Source organism: Clostridium sp. AF27-2AA (genome assembly GCF_003478505.1).
Lineage (GTDB): Bacteria > Bacillota > Clostridia > Lachnospirales > Lachnospiraceae > Brotaphodocola.
This window is the reverse complement of sequence record NZ_QUFI01000009.1, coordinates 90,492-109,202: the sequence shown is the minus strand read 5'-3', so window position 1 is coordinate 109,202 and position 18,711 is coordinate 90,492. Positions and strand designations below refer to the sequence as shown.

Annotated in this window: 9 protein-coding genes; all 9 read right to left on the bottom strand. The window is 45.4% G+C overall.

Annotated features, from left to right (window positions below; all coding sequences use genetic code 11):
• Window positions 1-45: 45 nt before the first annotated feature.
• Entirely contained in the window at window positions 46-6,354 is a 6,309-nt protein-coding gene (locus tag DWY84_RS07115; protein WP_243024786.1) for a DUF3849 domain-containing protein, read from the bottom strand.
• Window positions 6,355-7,454: 1,100 nt separating this feature from the next.
• A complete protein-coding gene (locus DWY84_RS17740; RefSeq protein ID WP_227143085.1) occupies window positions 7,455-7,805 on the bottom strand; it encodes a TnpV protein in 351 nt (116 codons plus the stop codon).
• Between the two features lie 982 nt (window positions 7,806-8,787).
• On the bottom strand, window positions 8,788-9,150 hold the full coding sequence (locus DWY84_RS07110) for a helix-turn-helix transcriptional regulator (RefSeq protein ID WP_002596360.1): 363 nt from the start codon (window positions 9,148-9,150) through the stop codon (window positions 8,788-8,790).
• A gap of 15 nt (window positions 9,151-9,165) precedes the next feature.
• Window positions 9,166-11,265: a type IA DNA topoisomerase gene (locus DWY84_RS07105; RefSeq protein WP_014081130.1), complete on the bottom strand. Its 2,100-nt coding sequence runs from the start codon at window positions 11,263-11,265 to the stop codon at window positions 9,166-9,168.
• A gap of 3 nt (window positions 11,266-11,268) precedes the next feature.
• Window positions 11,269-12,993, bottom strand: a complete 1,725-nt coding sequence (locus tag DWY84_RS07100; RefSeq protein ID WP_002596358.1) for a CD1107 family mobile element protein — start codon at window positions 12,991-12,993, stop codon at window positions 11,269-11,271.
• Window positions 12,968-13,252, bottom strand: a complete 285-nt coding sequence (locus DWY84_RS07095) for a hypothetical protein (protein WP_002596357.1) — start codon at window positions 13,250-13,252, stop codon at window positions 12,968-12,970. The genes DWY84_RS07100 and DWY84_RS07095 overlap by 26 nt, the downstream gene beginning before the upstream one ends.
• Before the next feature lie 21 nt (window positions 13,253-13,273).
• Window positions 13,274-15,862 carry a CD1108 family mobile element protein gene (locus tag DWY84_RS07090; protein ID WP_002596356.1) on the bottom strand — a complete coding sequence of 863 codons (2,589 nt, stop codon included), beginning with the start codon at window positions 15,860-15,862 and terminating at the stop codon, window positions 13,274-13,276.
• On the bottom strand, window positions 15,862-18,312 hold the full coding sequence (locus DWY84_RS07085) for a VirB4-like conjugal transfer ATPase, CD1110 family (protein ID WP_002596355.1): 2,451 nt from the start codon (window positions 18,310-18,312) through the stop codon (window positions 15,862-15,864). Before DWY84_RS07085 ends, DWY84_RS07090 begins: the two co-directional genes overlap by 1 nt.
• Window positions 18,272-18,667, bottom strand: coding sequence for a PrgI family protein (locus tag DWY84_RS07080; protein WP_002596354.1), 396 nt, complete (start codon window positions 18,665-18,667; stop codon window positions 18,272-18,274). Before DWY84_RS07080 ends, DWY84_RS07085 begins: the two co-directional genes overlap by 41 nt.
• Window positions 18,668-18,711 lie beyond the last annotated feature (44 nt).

Here is an 18,711-nt window from a genome sequence, read left to right as displayed (position 1 = left end):
GAACTAATATTATATTTCATATTTGCATAAAAAGAAATATAATAATTACAAATACTCCTCCTTCCCCTTATCTCTTTGCACGGAATTTTCTATATTATTCCCCGCAGCCTTTACTTTCATAGTCTCAAGCTTTTCTTTCAAGGATACCCTCTGTGCCGGCTTATCCGCCATCGCTGCTGTGAGCCTCATTCCCTGCGGATTTCCATTCTCCACAGCATAATTATGTCGGGTATTTTCTATGGGATACGGTTTTCTGGTATCTGCCACCTGCTCAGTACCCAGTTCCGATTTATCATCTTCCATACCTATTCCGTCATCTCCCTTTTCGTCCATATTGAGCAGGGCATTTAAGGCAGAAAGGCGGTCTAACTTCTCTGAAAGCTCTGCTTCCTGTGCAAATGGCTTTGTAACCTCTACCTTCGCTGTTTCAAGCTGACGCTCCACATTCTCCAGCTTTGTGGATGCTTCTGCCAGTTCCTTTGTCATGGCTTCCAACGCATGGTTGATACGGGAAATGTTACCCAGCGGGTCAACACCAATCTCCAGATTATGACTGAGCTGTCCTTTGATGTTCATAACGAATTTATGGTTAAAGGAATCAAAGGACACCGCCATTTTAAAGCCTGCATACTCTCCAATGACTGCCGGAGCATTAACGCTCTTGATTTCTTTGCACATCTCCACAAGTGCAGTTCCGGCTTCTTTTTTATCCGTATAGACCTTATTCCCGACCCTCATAGAGAAAAACTCCTTATCTGCTGGGAGATTGGTTTTTGCAGTCTGAATATCTGCCTGCAAGCCACTGATACGCTCCTTCAGAATGGTTATCTGCTGTGGATAATGCTTTGCAATGTTGTCCTCCAGACGGTATTTCTGACTGGTGTGGTTGGCTTTCATCAGTTTCAGCTTGCTGACCTGAATATCCAAATCCATCTTTTCTTTTATATAGGGATTCCCCGTTGCCAGAGCCTTAACCTCTGCATAAGAAAGTGCTGCTTCGTCCACATCCTCACAACTTCGCACCGGAGATTTGCTTGTCATAATCTGACCGATAAATTTCTGCTTATTCTCGATAAGCTGCCATGAGTAGCTGTCAAATGTTCCCTCTGTCACATACCGGAAAATCTTAACCTTTGGATTCCTGTTGCCCTGCCGCAAAATACGCCCCTCCTGCTGTTCAATATCAGACGGACGCCACGGTACATCGAGGTGGTGCAGAGCAATCAGTCTGTCCTGCACGTTTGTCCCGGCTCCCATTTTTGCAGTAGAACCCAATAAAAAACGAACCTGTCCGCTTCTTACCTTACTGAACAGCTCCGCTTTCCTAAGCTCCGTATTTGCCTGATGTATAAAGGCGATTTCTTCTGCGGGAACACCTTTTTCCATCAGTTTATTTCTTATATCCTCATAGACATTAAATGTACCATCTCCTTTCGGTGTCGATAAATCACAGAAAATAAGCTGTGCTGATTTCTCCCCTTTGGTATCTTCCCAAATCTCAAATGCCTTATCCACACAGGTTTTTGCTTTGGAATGTTCCTCATCGGGGAGCATATCGTTGATCAGACGCTGGTCGAGTGCCAGTTTTCTTCCATCGTTGGTAATCTTGAGCATATTATCCTGATGCGGCTCTACCAGTCTGTTACGCACTGCCTCCGCCCGATCTGCCAGCGATGTTACCATCTCTTTCTGATATTCGCTGGGTTTCAGCACCACGTTCTCATATTCTGCTTCCGGCACAGGCAGCTTTAACATATCCGGTGTCTGGATATCCGCACTCTCCTTGAAAAGTGCAATCAGCTCCGGCAGATTGAAGAATTTTGCAAATCTTGTCTTTGCCCGGTATCCTGTTCCCTCCGGTGCCAGCTCAATGGCGGTCTGTGTTTCTCCAAAAGAAGCTGCCCAACTGTCAAAATGCCCTAATCCCATCTTCTGAAGCGTACCATACTGAAGATACCGCATATTGGTGTAAAGCTCCGTCATACTGTTGCTGATCGGCGTACCCGTAGCAAACGTAATGCCCTTTCCGCCAGTCAGCTCATCAAGGTACTGGCACTTAGCAAACATATCGGAGGACTTCTGTGCTTCCGTCTGTGCAATGCCCGCCACATTCCGCATTTTCGTGTATAGAAAAAGGTTCTTATAATTGTGACTTTCATCTACAAACAGCCTGTCCACACCTAACTGCTCAAAGGTTACAACATTATCTTTCCGGGAAGTATCGTTGAGTTTTTCCAGTCTTGTCATAAGGGATTTTCTGGACTTTTCCATCTGCTTAATGGTGTAACGCTCCCCGTTATCTGCTTTCGCCTGCTCTATGGCAAGCTCAATCTCATCAATCTGTCTTTCGATAATGCCTATCTGTCTTTCCTGCGACAACGGGATTTTTTCAAACTGGCTATGCCCGATAATGACAGCATCATAATCTCCGGTGGCGATTCTGGAACAGAATTTCTTCCGGTTGGCTGGCTCAAAATCTTTCTTCGTTGCCGCTAAAATATTTGCTCCGGGATATAACCGCAAAAAGTCACTCGCCCACTGTTCCGTCAAATGATTGGGAACAACGAACAGGCTCTTTTGGCATAACCCTAACCGCTTGCTTTCCATTGCTGCAGCAATCATTTCAAAAGTCTTTCCTGCTCCCACACAATGAGCAAGCAGGGTATTGTCCCCGTAAAGCTGGTGTGCCACCGCATTTAACTGGTGCGGTCTAAGGTCGATGTCCGGTGTCATGCCAGGGAATTTCAAATGGGAACCGTCATATTCTCTTGGTCTGGTAGAATTAAAGAGCTTGTTATATTTCGCCACCAAGTCCTGTCTACGTTCCTGATCTTCAAATACCCAGTTCTTAAAGGCTTCCCGGACTGCCTCCTGTTTCTGACTGGCAATCATGGTTTCCTTTTTATTCAGGACTCTCGTTTCCTTTCCGTCCTCTATCACGGTATCGTACACCCGGCTGTCCTTTAAATTCAGAGAATCCTCTAAAATCTGATAAGCATTTCTCCGGTTTGTACCATAAGTCATATTTACAAGACTGTTTCCGTAATCCGCACTTTTTCCTTTTACATTCCACTGTCCTGTCACATCGGAATACTGAATCCCCATTGTATTCCGGTTGAAGAGATGCTGCGGTGTTTCAAAAACATCACGCATGAAATCTTCAATATATTTCGGTTCAACCCATGTGGCACCGATACGCACCTCAATCTCGCTGGCATCCAGTTCTGTGGGCTGCACCTGTGTAAGTGCCTGCACATTTATGTTGTATTCCGGGTGGTTTTCGGCGTAAATCTTCGCTGTTTGCAACTTATCCCGGACATTGCCGCTTAAATACTCGTCCGCTGCTTCCCACCTGTCTGTGACCGGATTCTGAAAGATAATGCCCGTCAGTTCTTCTTTGATTGTATCAATCTCTTTTCCGGTCAGCTCCGCCATATAAGAAAGGTCAACTTTTGCTTTTTCTGATAAAGATACTGCCAGAGCTTCCGTTGCTGTATCCACGCTTGTAACCACTTCCGCTTTCTTAATGGTACGTTTCGTGAACATATCCGCTTTGCCTTTGAAATTTCCCTCGTCATCCAGCTTTTCCAGAGAACATAACAGACAATAGCTGCTGTCCTGATTAAAGGCTCTTTTGTTGGTCTGGGAATTGATTAAACCGTATTTTCTGCTGAACGTATCATAAAGGGTATTCAATTCTTTCTGCTTTTCCTTAATCACAGTATCCGGATATTCTTCCAACTGCAAATTGATAAGCTCTTGCGTACAGTTTCGGATTCCTACCATGCCTTTTATGCGTTCCTGCATGGATTCTGACATATCCACAGGCTTCATAATGGAATTTTCACGGTAATATACCTTATCTTCCACCAGTGTGTAGCTGTAATTCTTTACGTCCGGGTCTGCCGGAATGGTGGCATCTGCCAGCTCATTCGCAAGCTCGTCCGTCTCCACTGCTTCGATTTCCCCGTCAATCCGGCTGACCGCATCCATTAACTGCTCTGCAAACAGTCTTGTAGCATCCGGTTGGCAGGTGCTTTCCATGCCATAGGGACCGCTGACCATTTCCATCTTCCCAACAATCATTTCCGGGTGTTCCGCAAAGTAGGTATTCATGGCGATACCGTTTGCATCTTCTGATAAATGTACCCAATCCGGTTCTATGTCCATCACACGGTCACGCTTCTTAAAAAACAAAATATCCGAAGTGACTTCTGTCCCTGCATTTTCCTTAAATGCTGTATTCGGAAGTCTGACCGCCCCCATAAGCTCCGCTCGCTGAGCCAGATACTTTCTGACCTCCGGACTTTTTTTATCCATTGTTCCCTTACTGGTAACAAAAGCAACCACACCGCCGGGACGGACTTTATCTAATGTCTTTGCAAAGAAATAATCATGAATCAGGAAATTATTTTTATCATATTGTTTATCCGCTACCTTATACTGTCCGAATGGCACGTTGCCGACTGCTACATCAAAAAAATCATTCGGATAGTCTGTTTTTTCAAAACCGGATATTTTAATATCCGCTTTCGGATAGAGCTGTCTTGCAATCCTGCCCGTAATACCATCCAGCTCCACACCATAAAGTCGGCTTTCCTGCATCTTCTCCGGCAGCATTCCGAAGAAATTTCCGATACCCATTGCAGGCTCTAATACATTCCCCTTTTCAAATCCCATACGGTTTAATGTATCATAAATACTGCGGATAATGGCAGGACTGGTATAGTGGGCATTTAAGGTGCTTTCCCTTGCAGAAGCGTACTCCTGCGACGATAACAATTCCTTTAACTGCTGATATTCTCCCGCCCATGCAGATTTGCTTTCATCAAAGGCATCGGCAAGCCCGCCCCAGCCAACATACTGTGATAAAATCTGCTGTTCCGACCGTGTGGCGATACGGTTCTCGCTCTCCACCTTTTCCAAAGTACGGATTGCTTCTATATTTCGTCGGAATTTCTCTTTCGCACTGCCTGCTCCTAACGCATCGTCTGTAATGTGGAAATTGACCGCATTGGATTTATCAATCTTTGGTGCAGGCTGCTTCACAGGCTTTTCTATGGCAGGTTCTTCCACTGACTTTTGGACATCGTGTCCAGAAGTGTCCGGTTCCATGCTTTGCAGATAGTGTTCCGCTTCCTCTTTTGTTTCAAAGGTGGGAATTGTACCGTCCTCTTTTATATAATAATCTTCCCTGCCATGATCCCATACTGCAAAATCCTGTCCCGGCTCAAAGGCATCGCTGGTTTCCTCAACTGAGAATCGTGATTCTGTTTCCGCTACATCTTCCGTTCCTTCAATGCGTGAAAATACCTCCGCTTCGTGTCGGTCTATATCTTCCATTGCAATGAGATTCAAATAATCGTTTTCAATTTCTTCCCTGCTCGGTTTGTAATCATATTCAAAATGGACATTTTCGTTTATGAGTACGTAAAAGAACGCATTGTCCTGCATGGAATTTCCAAGCACATAGTTATTTTCTTCCGACTTCCATTCATCAATCTTTAAACACAACTGCCCGTCAATGGTAATCTGCTGTGCCGCAATCTCCTTTTCCTGCTCCATATACCGTCTTGTCTGATTGATAAATCCATTTAAGACCGCCGGATGGGAAGAAACAATCAAATCACGGTTCTCATACTTGGCATACGGTTCTATTTCTTTTGCCCATGCCTTATTGTCGGGAGAAAATCTGCCATCGTGCGTCAGGTGCATGACAGTATTGGCAAGTACATAGCTGACACGCTCGCTACCATATTTTCGGATTACTTCATCCGGTGTATCTTTCGGCAGACGATACCCGTCAAATTTTTCCGAAATCGTCCGTTCAATGGCTTCTTTACAGGCAACCTTCGTTTTCCGTTCTATTACCGCCTGTGCTTTTTCCAGCGCTTTCTGTGCTTCTTCCTCTTTGTACCGGGCATAGGCTTCTTTCCCTGCCGGAGATAAATACTTATCTTCCGCCACCAGCTTTCGGATACGCTTTTCGACTACTTTCCAAGACAGCAGCACTTTCGCATAAGGTTCGCAGATATTTCCCTTTTTTAATTCAATCCCTTTAAAGTTGTGGTCTTGCCAGCTATGGTCTGCTCCGGCAAGTGCATGAGAGCCGCCTCCAATGCCATATTCTTTTTTCAGAAATTCCGCTGCTTCTTTGCTGTCATGCTTTTCCTGAAAATAATCATAGATGCGGAAAGAACCATGTGAATATCCACTTCCCCTGCCAAGATTATGGTCTATCTCGTCCTGAGTAATAAAATCCTCCCTTTTTATTTCCACATGGTCTGCGGTTGGAAAGATTTGTTTTTCTATCAGCAGATTGTCAAGTTCCTCCCGCAGCTCCTCTTTTGGCATAACTGAACGGAAACGTAGCTTTTTCTCTCCGGTTTCAAGCTGATGAAGTGCCTGATCCATGTGGGAAGCCACAAGCTCAACTCCTTCTTTTGTAGAAAGGTATTCTATCATTCTTGCATGAGCCTCCGGATAATTTCCTGCTTTTAGCCCAAGCTCCTCCGGCAGTTCTCCCATGCCATCCCGGAAAAAGAAAAAGAGATGCCCTGCAATCCGGTCACGTTCTGCTTCGTCAGTCAGATAAGCTTCATTTGCTCCCATATAGGTACCGTTTACTACCTGTGAGCGGATTTTTGCTTCCACCTCCTGCCAGTTCATCTGAAGCACCGGACGCTCTGTCGATGTGCCATATCCGACACGCATCCCATCCTCATTGAACCATACCGCTAACTGCTTTCCGTCAAATTCAAAGCCCTTTCCGGTTGTTCCATACTCTTTCTGTAAGAAAGCAGCCATCTCCTCCGGTGTCTTTCCCTGCTGATATTTGGTGTAGATACGCTTTCTGCTGTTATCCCTGCCTCCGCCGCTCCGCAGAATATCCGCTATCTGCTCCGGCGGTATCTTTGTTTCTGACCGTATCGGTGTCACTGTTTCCGCCTGTTTCATGGCAAGATTGCCAGCCTGCTCCGTAAACATGGAAAATAAGTCAAGCTGCTGGTACATTCCCGCTGTTTCAATCCGCTCTGCGGTTTCTCCTGGAAGAAGATATACTCCGTCCTCCATATAGGAATTGACAAGAAAACGTGCTTCCTCCCATGACAGCCTGCTTTCCGCTTCACGGGTCAGATAATTGCCTTTCCATAAGGTAATACCGTCCTCATCGGCACGGTAGCCGCCCCGCATTTCCCCGATATTGAACTCGGTGTATTCTTCCATGCGGAACGAATTTCTCAGATAATCCGCCTGAATCTTTGCATCCTGCTCTATCTGAAAATACCCAGCTATTTCCGGTCTTTTATGCTTCAGGAACTCATCACTGCATAAAATACCACGCTGTAAGTCCTCCCCCTGCTCTGTTTCAGACAGCTTCGGAAAAAAAGAACCGGATAATGAATGTTCTCCACTATCCGGTTCTGGTATTTCTTCTTCCTGTATGTCATTTTCTAACTGTAAATCAGTTCCGTCAGCACGATCTCCTCCGCTGAATGTCTGATGTTGTTCATCTTCGCTACCCACTTCATCTGATCGGCTGCTTTCAGTTCCTCGTTCACTCCCTCTGCTTTCGCCATCTGTTCGCTCAGGGCTTCCATTCTCTGCTCTGCCTGCTCCTGTATCTCCAGACAGTGTGCTTTCAGCTCGCCCGCCAGTATCATGCCCTGATAAATCCCTTTCCGGTGTTCCTGTAAGAAGTTCTTCCGCATCATACCGTACTTCGTCAGCGTTCCCTCCGGTTCCTCGTTCGCTGTCAGGTTCGGAATCAGATAATCCCCGTTCTTTTCGTATGTCAGTTTCATGTGCCGCATCCTCCTTTTTGCTCTGTATTTCTATCTCCTGATTGTTTTGTAGCTCCTTTTCACTTTCACGCTTTAAAGCATTATAGTCTGTATCTGCTTCATTTGCAAGCACTTTCTCCGTATTTTCCAAAGAAGTTTGTGTGCGTCCTGCATTAGCTTTTTCATGTGCCTTCCTGCGGGCAATCTGGCGGTCATACGCTCCTATGGTTCTGCCTATCTCCATTAAAAGCGGCTTGCACATATCTGTGGTGGCTGTACCAACAACAGACAGGGTTTTCATCGTATTAAAGTCGCTGATATATTCAAATCCCTGCTCGTCTTTCCACAGTTCCATATCTGCACCGCATCGTGACAGTATGGTGTAAGCAATACTGGAAGAAAGCGTATCACGAAGCCTGACACCTACATTTAACTCGTCCAGTTCCTCTAAAAAGCTGCCCTCTTTCACATATTCGATTTCCGGCAGAAGTTCTTCATAATAATCCAAAGCAATCCGATTGGATATTTCCATTATCCGCTGTTCAAAGGAGCTGTTTTTATCCGTTTCTCCGTATGTCTTTTCAAGCTGTGCCAGGACTGTTTCTTTATGCTCCTCACGCAACTCCCACAAATTCGGATCACGTCCTATCCGCCTTGCCTTATGTACGTCGGACACATCGAAAACATATTTCAATCTTGTATAGGAATTTTCCGTATCCAGCAGGGCAATTCCCTTTGCTCCACGGTTTACCCAGCAATTCATCTTCTCATTCCATAGTTCAAGGGACGCACAGGCTGTTGCATCCGGTCGTTGTGCAAAAATAAGTATCTGTTCATTGAACGGATATTTATAAAGCCTTGCAGCGGTAGTCAGATACCTTGTCCACTCCTGCCCGTTTTTCGCTATCTCTTTTGCGGTATCCTCCGCCAGATAGGAAATCATCTGATATTTTGTTACCATAAGCATTCCTCCAAAATGACGGAGGGGATAACCCCCGCCGCCTTATTCATAAAAACCGTGTTCTTCGATACCGTTTTCCAGAATTGTGCCAATCAGCTCCTCCAATTCCATCTCCTTCAGCTCGCTGATCACAATGAGCTTTGCAAGGATATCTTTTTCCACCGGAACGACATAGCTTTCTTCATCAGGGCAAAGCTCCCGTACACAAATCTCCAGTCCGTCTGCAATTTTGCAGAGCGTACTTATATCTGCTTCCCGGATACCTGCCAGAATATCCATCAATACATCTTCCCTGACACCGCACCGCAAAGAAAGTTCTGGAATATCCATATCCTGCTCTTTCATAATGTTTAAAATTTTATCTCCGGTGCTGTAAACAACGGTCTTTTTCATTTCTGTATTCATTTTTCTGTCTCCTTTTCACTTGCTTTTTCTCGGTGGAAATTCCATCTTGAATTTGTACTGCGAACCTTTGATTTCCTTTCCGTCTTTGATATAAGAATAATCCTCAATTCCCTCCGGAATCAGGTACGCATCGTAGCTTCCCTTTTTCCCTTTTAATCCTCTCACAAGGGTCTTTTTCCCTTCAAGCAGACTTTTCATCTGTGTATCGGAAAACGTTGCTCCCATTGCCCTACCCACATTCATGCCGCATTTTTGTTTGCAGTAAGCACCGAATTTTCCTTTTACTACATCGCTGCCGCATTTCGGGCATTTTCCAAGCACTTCCTGCATCGTTCCAAACAAAGACTTCTGATCGTCACTGATACTGTGGTAGGTTTGCACCAGCTCCCGCACCATATCTTCAATGCCATCCATGAACTCCTGCATGGTGTATTCGCCTTTTTCAACCAAAGTCAGCGTATTCTCCCAATCTGCTGTAAGCTTCGGGGATTTTACCATATCCGGCAGAACAGTAATGAGCTTCATCCCGTCCTCGGTGGGAAGCATCTGCTTTTTCTCCCGTTTCACAAAACCGTCTTTGACCAGCTTTTCAATAATGTCAGCTCTGGTGGCAGGTGTGCCAAGTCCTTTGCGTTCCACCTCATCGCCCATATCCTCTGCTCCGGCACGTTCCATCGCAGAAAGCAGGCTGTCCTCGGTAAAATGTTTGGGAGGCTGCGTGAAATGCTCTGTTACCTTTGTCTGGATAACTGGAAACGTCATGCCTTCAGAAAGCTCCGGCAGTTTCTTCTCTTCCTTATCCTCATCTGTTTTTTCTACCCGGTAGGTACGTTTCAATGCTGCTTCAAATTCTTTCCACCCGTTCTGCAGAACCGTTTTTCCGGATACATGAAAGCTGTAACCACCGCAGGAAAACTCTGCTTTTACCGTTTCATACAACTGCTTTTTCCCGGTTGCACATAACAGACGATTAGCGACAAGGGATAAGATTTTCATTTCTCCCTCCGGCACAGCGGAAAGGTCTGTCTTTGTAATTTCTATGGTGGGAATAATTGCATGGTGGTCGGTCACTTTTTTACTGTTCAACACTCTTTTTATATCCGGCTCTGCTCCGGTCTGTTCCTCAAAGAGAATCGCCTGATAAACTGCCCCGATTACCGCTTTTGCAGTTTCTTCCATATCATCGGATAAATACTGGCTGTCCGTTCTCGGATAAGTGACCAGCTTTTTCTCATAAAGGCTCTGGGTGTACTCCAATGTCTGCTTTGCAGTAAAACCAAAGATACGGTTGGCATCCCGCTGAAGCGTGGTAAGGTCATAAAGTTTTGGTGGTGCAACGCTTTTATTTTCCTTTATAACGGAACGAACCACTCCACTCTGACTTTCACACGCTGCAGCAATACTTTCTGCCCTTGCCTTATCGTCAATCCGTTCTGTCATGGCATCTATCCCATCCATCAGAATATGAGCCATGTAATACTGCTCTTTTTCAAAATTCATAATCTTCACTTCACGGTCTACCAGCATGGCAAGGGTGGGCGTCTGTACTCTGCCCACCTTTAATACCTTTCCGCCATACAGTACAGTAAATAATCTCGTACCATTTAATCCCACCAGCCAGTCTGCCTGCTGTCTGCAAAGTGCAGACTGGTACAGGCTGTCATAATCGCTTCCCGGCTTTAAGTTTTCAAACCCGTCACGGATTGCACTCTCCTCCATTGATGAAATCCACAGGCGTTTCATTGGTTTCCGGCAGCCTGCCTGTTCATATACCAGACGGAAGATAAGTTCTCCCTCCCGTCCGGCATCGGTGGCACACACCACACTTTCAACTCTTGTATCGTGCATCAGATTTTTCAAGATTTTATACTGCGTTGCTGTTTCCTTTTTCACTTCATGCTGCCACTGCTCCGGTATCATGGGCAGGCTCTCATAGCTCCATTTTTTCCATGCTTCTGAATACATCTCCGGCTGTGCCAGCTCTACCAGATGTCCTACACACCATGAAACGAGAAATCCGTTTCCCTCCATGTAACCGTCTTTTCTCTCTTTCGCCCCGATCACATGGGAAATTGCCTGTGCTACGCTGGGCTTCTCTGTAACCACCAACTGCATACCTTATTCCTCCTGTTCGTCAAAGAAATCTTCTTCCGTATCTTCCTCCGATTCCTCATCTTCGTTTTCATACTCCTCGTTATCTTCCTCATCTTCATCTTCGTCCTCGATAAAGTCCTCTTTTTTCTTGCGGACAACCTTAAAATAATAAGCAGCTCCGATAACGATTAAGGCAAGACTACCAATCAGCACATACGAAATCATCGGATTCGGTGCTTCTTTCACTTCCGGCTCCGGTTCGGTTTCCTCTGTATTTCCCGTACTCTCTGCACCTTCCGTACCTTTTTCTGTTTCCGTTTCCTTTCCCTCTGTATCTGCCTGCTCTCCGTTGTTGTTTGGCAATGCACTCTCCCCATTCGGAATTGCAGATTCCAACGCAGCGGAATTTTTCGGCAAGGTTTCACTGTTATCGGAAGTTGCATTTAACAGGTCATTTTCCGTAACCTCAGTCAAAAAATATACCATTTCTTCCTCTCCGTCCCGGTCAATAATCAGATAGAAAACTTTCTCCGTGGCGGTCTGAATAGTATAAAACTCCTTGCCCTGACCGGATTTTTCCGTACTTTCTGTTTTCCCGCTTTCTGCCTCCGCAGCTTCTTTCATTGCCTGCTTTTTCTGTTCGGCAGGACTTGTCTGTGATGTGGTATTTCCGTTACTGTCTGTTTTGGTATGCTCCGTCACGGTTCCCGTAGCACTCCCCGGTTTCGTCGGGGTCGCACTCTCCGGGAGCTGCTCCGCTGGATTCCCATCACTGGTATCGGCAGGGTCTTTATAGTACGGATTTTTCGTTTTATAAACCTCAGACATATTTCCGGCATTGTCCATTGCAGAAATGGTAAAATACTCATACCCTGCGTCAAACTGCTGGAGGCGGATATTTAACGTACCGCCCGTCAGATCTGTAAACTCATATCCATTGACATATACCGCCTTTGCACCGGAATCCGTATCATGTACCTGTATGCTTAAAAGCCCGTCACTGACTGCCGCATTTAAGGTCGGCTTTACGGTATCAAAACACTTTATGGCACGGTTCTTCTCATAGGTATTGCCTTTCTGGTCTGTGACAAGCACATACACGGTACAGTTCTCGGAAATCCTTAATTTCTTTTCCTCCGTCACATCTGTCCAGCTTCCATTCTGCCCTACCTTTGCCTCTATCTTTGCGATTTCAAAATTCCCCGTATCTGCGGTATCTTTTACACTGAAAGAAACGGAAACAATGTCATTATGCCACTCCTCCGGCTGTCTGATTTTGATACTCACATTCGGTTTTTTATAGGTACAGAGCTTATAATCTGTGACGCAGACGGGACAGTTTTTGTCATACTCATACGCACCGCATTGATCTTCGCAATTACATACCGGCTCCGGTTTATCATTTCCCGATACAGTGCCATCCCCGGTGCTTTCATCGGTACTGCCTTCTGTATTCTCTTCGGTGCCGCCTTCGGTGCTTCCCTCCGTGCTGCCCTCCGTAGTTTCTTCCGTGCTTCCCTCGGTACTGTTTTCTGTATTTTCCTCCGTACTGACATCAGTTTCACTTTCGCCGGGTGTCTGCTCCGTACTTTCCTCCGGTTTGGATTCTTCGGTTTCTTTTGTTTCTTCGGCAAAAGCACTGATTGCGTAGTTCCCATTTACAGAAAACGCTACCGCAGGCATGGTAAATAGCACAGCGGACAATATCAGTGATATAACTGCCTTAGATGATAACTTCCTGTTCTTCATGGCTGTAAGCCTCCCTTTCTTCTGATTGTGCTGCTTCTTTCTGCTCTTTTTCTTTCAGCAGACGCATAATTTCTTCTTCGCTGACCTTGTTTAACAGAATCAGCCGATCCAGAGAGATTTTATTCTTTTCAATGAATTTCATCTTCTCCGCATCCTCTGCCATCTGAAGCTGTTCCGCCAAATCCCTCTCCCTCGCCTGCAATCCCGCAAGCTGTTCCCGGACTTTGGAAAGCTCCTTTACAATTCTCTCTTTCGTCATCGTTCCTCACTTCCTGTTATTTTAATTTCCTGATAATCTTCCAAACGCATAAAAATGGCTCTGCCAATAGGACGAATTGATTGAAGCGTAACTGATTGGATCTCCGCAATGAATCATGACCCCGTTTCCGCAGTAAATCCCCACATGGCTGACTGGTACGCCCGAATTGTATGTACCTGTAAAAAAGATAATATCCCCCGCCTTTGCATCTGCCGCCGACACAGGCGTACACTGGTTATAAATGCCCTGTGCTGTGGTTCGTGGCAGGTTATGGACACCGCTGTTTGTAAATACCCAGCAGACAAAACCGGAACAGTCAAAGCTGGTGGACGGACTGGAGCCTCCCCATACATAGGGATAGTCTAAATATCTCGCCGCTTCTTCCATAAGTGCCTGCACGGTTGCATCGTCATAGGAATCCGGCGGTATCACATTTCCTCCGCCGCTTCCGCTGCCCGGCGTTTCGCCATACAGCGTATCCGTGCCTGCTTCAAAATAAAAAAGAGGGTTATAATATTCCCCCTGATACAGACATTCGATATGTAAATGACTTCCGGTACTGCTTCCCGTATTCCCTGTTGTTCCGATCACATTTCCATGCGTCACGCTCTGTCCTGCCCGGACATTTAAGGTATCCATGTGGGCATATTTTGTGCAGTAGCCTTTTTCATCTTCAATCACTACATAATTTCCGTAATAGCTGTCATAAGTTGCGGTAGTTACTGTCCCGTCCATCGCCGCATATACGGTTGTTCCGGTAGGTACTGCAATATCTACGCCCCGATGTAACTGTTCCTGCCCTGTGACCGGATTGATACGCCAGCCATAATAACTGCTCACATAGTTGTACCAATATAAATCAAGGGGCTTATAAAACTGCTGTGTCAGCCCGTGGGTCTGGTTATAAAAAGCATAGATTTCTCTCTGCTCCTCATTCATGCGTCCGGCAACTACTACGTTTAAATCTTTTGCTGTCAGGGTCACTTCCAGAATGGTTACGGTATATTCCTCTTCCACTTCATACTCGTATTCCTCTTCTGTTGTTTCCCCCGTAACCGGGTCTGTTACCGTATGAGTGCCTGTTTTTGTTACCGTCCTTGTCCTCGTTTCCTCTGTAGGATTTAGTGTCAACTCATACATTTCATCAAACAGATATTCTATTTCTGCCTGTACCTCACTTGCAGTAAATTCCGTATGGACTGCCGACAGATAGCTGATCAGTGCAAATGGGTCATGCCCGATAGATGCCAGATTATAACGGTACTCATCATAATCCGGATAAGTGGTTTCTATGGCATCAATCTCTGCCTGCAATTCTTTTTCCAGTTCAGAAAAAGCTAAATCTGCCGCATCTATTTCTGCCGGAACGCTCATATAACTTCCTGCCAGCGTGGTACTGATTCCTCCGGCAAACATCGCCCCACAGGAAGATACTGCTGTCATAATCATCACAAGAAGCACCGAAAAGGCTCCTATGGCAAGCAGAAGCGAAACATTTTTTGATGCAATCTCCTGTATCTTTCTGGCTGCCGCTGTAAAAAGATTCCCGGACTTCGCCGCTGTTTCCTTTGCGGCTTTCGCTGTCTGTCCCGCCCGTCTTGCTTTTGCATATTCCCGTTTGATACGCTGCTTTTGCAGTCTTTTCTGCAACTGCTTCTGAATGGTCTTTTCCTGCATTTCCGGATTTTCTTCCAAGAACTTCTGATAACGGAAATTGACCTCTTTCTGCATCTGCTTTTTCTCCAGCTTTGCAGCTTTCGCTCTCCGTCTTTCCGTTTTCCCTTTGTAATGCCCTTTGAAAAAGCGGTAAACATCTTCCCCGCTCTGCTCTGTCTTGTGGGCAGCCTCCACACCGGAATTTTCTTTCTCCACTTCGGCAACCTTACTATGGGCAAAATTAGAAGATTCCATTCCCACCCTGCCAGCCGCTCTTTTTACCGGACTGTCCGGTTTGAATGGTTTCTCTTTTTTTACAGAAGTCAATACATACTTTGTTCTGCCCGTCTTTTCATCAAAAACACGCTCCAGAGAATACTCCGTTTTCTTTGGAATCTTCTTTCTTGCAGCTTCCGTCTTTTTTCTGGCTTTCTCCGCTTTCTTTTGCAGTCGGTCTAACTTTTTGCTTCCATGAAATTCCGGTTCTGCCTCTTCGGTAAAGGTAGTGTCCTTTGTCTGGAAATCCTGTTCAAAATCAAATTGCTTTACTCGCTCCCGGCTCTTTATCTCCCGCCTTTGATACCTGCCCTTTTTCTGTGACGAATGATAGGTGTCCCTGTGGCGGTAGTCATCGCTGGCAATTTTTCTACCCTGCTCCTCTCCGGCTTCCTCCGTAAAAGTGCTGTCCGGCTGCATAAAATCGCTTTTAGACTTCTCTCCGGCTTCTGCTCCCTCGGACTTTTGGACATTCTGTCCAGAAGCATCTGCTTTCTGATACTTCTTTGTATTTTTCGACCTCTGGACATCGTGTCCAGAAGTGGTATCTGCATCTCTCGGCTGATATGCTGCGGATTTTTTACCTTTACCCTCGTTTGCTTTCTTTGGAATTTCTCCGGTAAAGGTTTTTTTCTCCTGTGCAAATGCAGCCGGTTTCTGTTTCTTTTTCTCCGCCACTACTCATTTACCTCCTGCCTTACACTTTCCTCTGGTTTGGTATTCATAACCGCAAAGGTCTTGGTATCTACCGGATATTTATCTACGAACGGAATAACCACGTTGTCAAACAGAATCAGTCCGCACCCCGGCTCGGAATTGGTTACATGGGCAAGCTGTTTTTCTGACAATCCCAGCTTATCTGCAAGGATTGCCTGATCCTTTGCATTTTGATTCAGGAGATATACAAAATCGGAATTGCCGAGGATTCCCTCGATTTCCTCCGACTTCAAAAAATCGCCTACGTTCTGCGTCAGCCCCGTAGGAATACCGCCCCACTTACGGAAACGCTTCCAGATTTCCACCGAATAGATAGCGGTCTGCTTCTCCTTCAGCAAAAGGTGGAACTCATCACAATAATAGCGGGTGGCAATCTTACGCTCCCGGTTCTGCGATACCCTGTTCCAGACCGCATCCTGTACGATTAACATTCCAAGCTCTTTCAACTGGTTTCCCAAGTCCCTGATGTCAAAGCACATGATACGGTTCTGACTGTCTACATTCGTCCTGTGGTTAAAATAATTCTGCGAACCATGCACATATAGCACAAGGGAGTTTGCAATCCGTTCTGCCTTTTTGTTCTTATGCTCTAACAGGGCATTATACAAATCCTCAAGGATAGGCATATTCTCCGGTACGGGATTTTCAAAATAAGCATCGTAAATATGACGGATACATTCGTCAATGATACCTTTCTCATCATTTTCCAGACCGTTCTTTCCTCCGGCAATCAAGTCACACAGAGTAATGATAAAATCGGATTTCAGCTTTAAGGCTTCCTTATCCCCTTTATGGGAAAGCTGAATGTCCATCGGATTTAAATAATCTTTGGAATTGGTTGCCAGCCTTACCACCTGTCCGTGCAATGCTCCCACAAGGGCAAAATACTCGCCCTCCGGATCGCAGACCACAATATCGTCCTTTGTCATCAGGAAACAGGAAAGAATCTCACGCTTTGCACTAAAAGACTTACCACTTCCCGGTGTACCAAGAATCACACCGTTTGGTGTACGAAGCCGTTTCCGGTCTGCCATAATCATGTTGTTGGAAAGGGCATTTAAACCATAATAAATAGCCGGAGCTGGCATAAATAATTCCTGCGTACAGAACGGTACTAAGATAGCGGTACTCTTTGTTGTCAAATCCCGTTCAATTCCCGTATCGTTGCACCCGATTGGTGCCGATGCCATCAGTCCCTGCTCCTGTAAATACTGCATACATCTGAGGTTGCAGTTCGCCTGTTGGATAATGCCGGATACCCTCTGCGTGATATTTTCCAGTTCCCGCTTGTTTCTGCCATAGCAGGTCAGAAGAAATGTCATCTTTACCATTTTCTGATTGCTGCTGTTTAAATCGTCCAAAAGGTCAAGGGTATCTTTTTCATAAGTGATAATGTCCGTTGGAAGAATGTCCATGTCATAACCTGACCTTACCGCCTTTTTCTGCTCTTCAATCTTCATCTTCTGAATATTCGTCAAAGCACCTTTTAGCATCTTAATCGCCTTGACCGGATCCATTGTCTGCATATGCATGGTAATAGTCAGGTTCGCATCCAGATCAAGAAGCTTTTTCAACAACTCATCATCAAACTTCGGGGCAATAATATCCAGATAATGCACACTGCCATACATTTTTCCCGCCTTAAAACGACTCGGATAGCGAAAATCAAATCCCGGCGGAGCGATGTAATCTTTCACACTTTTTCCCGACTCCGCCAGTTCCTTAAAAGAAAAACGGAAAGGCTCCATAGTATCCTGGTTAAAATACTCATGCAGGATACGCAGACGTTCCTTTCCGTCAAGGCTCTTAGCGTGTGTGCCCAGATTAGTCAAATTTTTAATCACATCTGCTTCAATGCTGACAAGTTTTGCCCTTGCCTCCTTAAAGCCTTTACTCTCAATTCCAAAAATCAGATACTTTGATTTGATAATACCGTTATTTCCCTTTGCAGCCTGTTTCTTTAACATCTGCGTGTATTCCTCACGAATATCATCAAAATCATCTGCCTGCAATGGAATGTCAAACTGGTCAATTAAGGTCTGCTCGTTAACCTGTCGGTTGAACAGGAACAGCTCAAATTTAATAGACGGGTCAAAATAATTGATAAGCCTGCTGTATTCCTCCAGTATTTCCCCCTTATCCTCGATTTCCAGCAGGTCATAATTTATATCGTAAAACTCCACCATTTTCGTATAAAAGCCAGAAGTGACCTGACAGATACCGTCCCGGTACATCTTCTGAAAGGTAATGGTCTTCTGTGCTGTGGTGGGCTTTTCTGCGTTTTTATTCGTTCCGGCAAGCATGTGTTTTAACTCCGCAAGCCTTCTCCGCTCCACAAAGGTCAGCCCCGGCTTCGTTTTTCCTTTTTTCTTATGTCTGTCCGGCTTTTCTGCCGCCTGCTTTTTCTTCAAGTTTACGCACCTCCTCTTTTATACGCTCTGTTTCTTCTAATCTTCTGTAAATATTTTCTGATTTGTAGGGACGAATCCCCGGTGTGAGGAATTTCTGCCTTATCATAAAATACAGAATCTTCTCTGCCGGAAATCCGTCCTTCTCATACATTGCCAGAAAGAAAAAAGGCAGCATGACCGCTACCATCAAAAGTGCCGATGCCTGTGTGCCGATAAACCCTTTTGTAAAAATGTAAAAGGGAATCCCTACCGCACCTGCACCGCTGAAGCAAATAAGCTGGCGTTTCGTCAGATTTAACGCTACTTTTGTCTTTATGCCGCTTAAATTCTTTGGCACTGCTACGGATATTGCCATAACATCACAGCCGGAGCTGATACTGCAAGCCCCGGCTGTTCCCT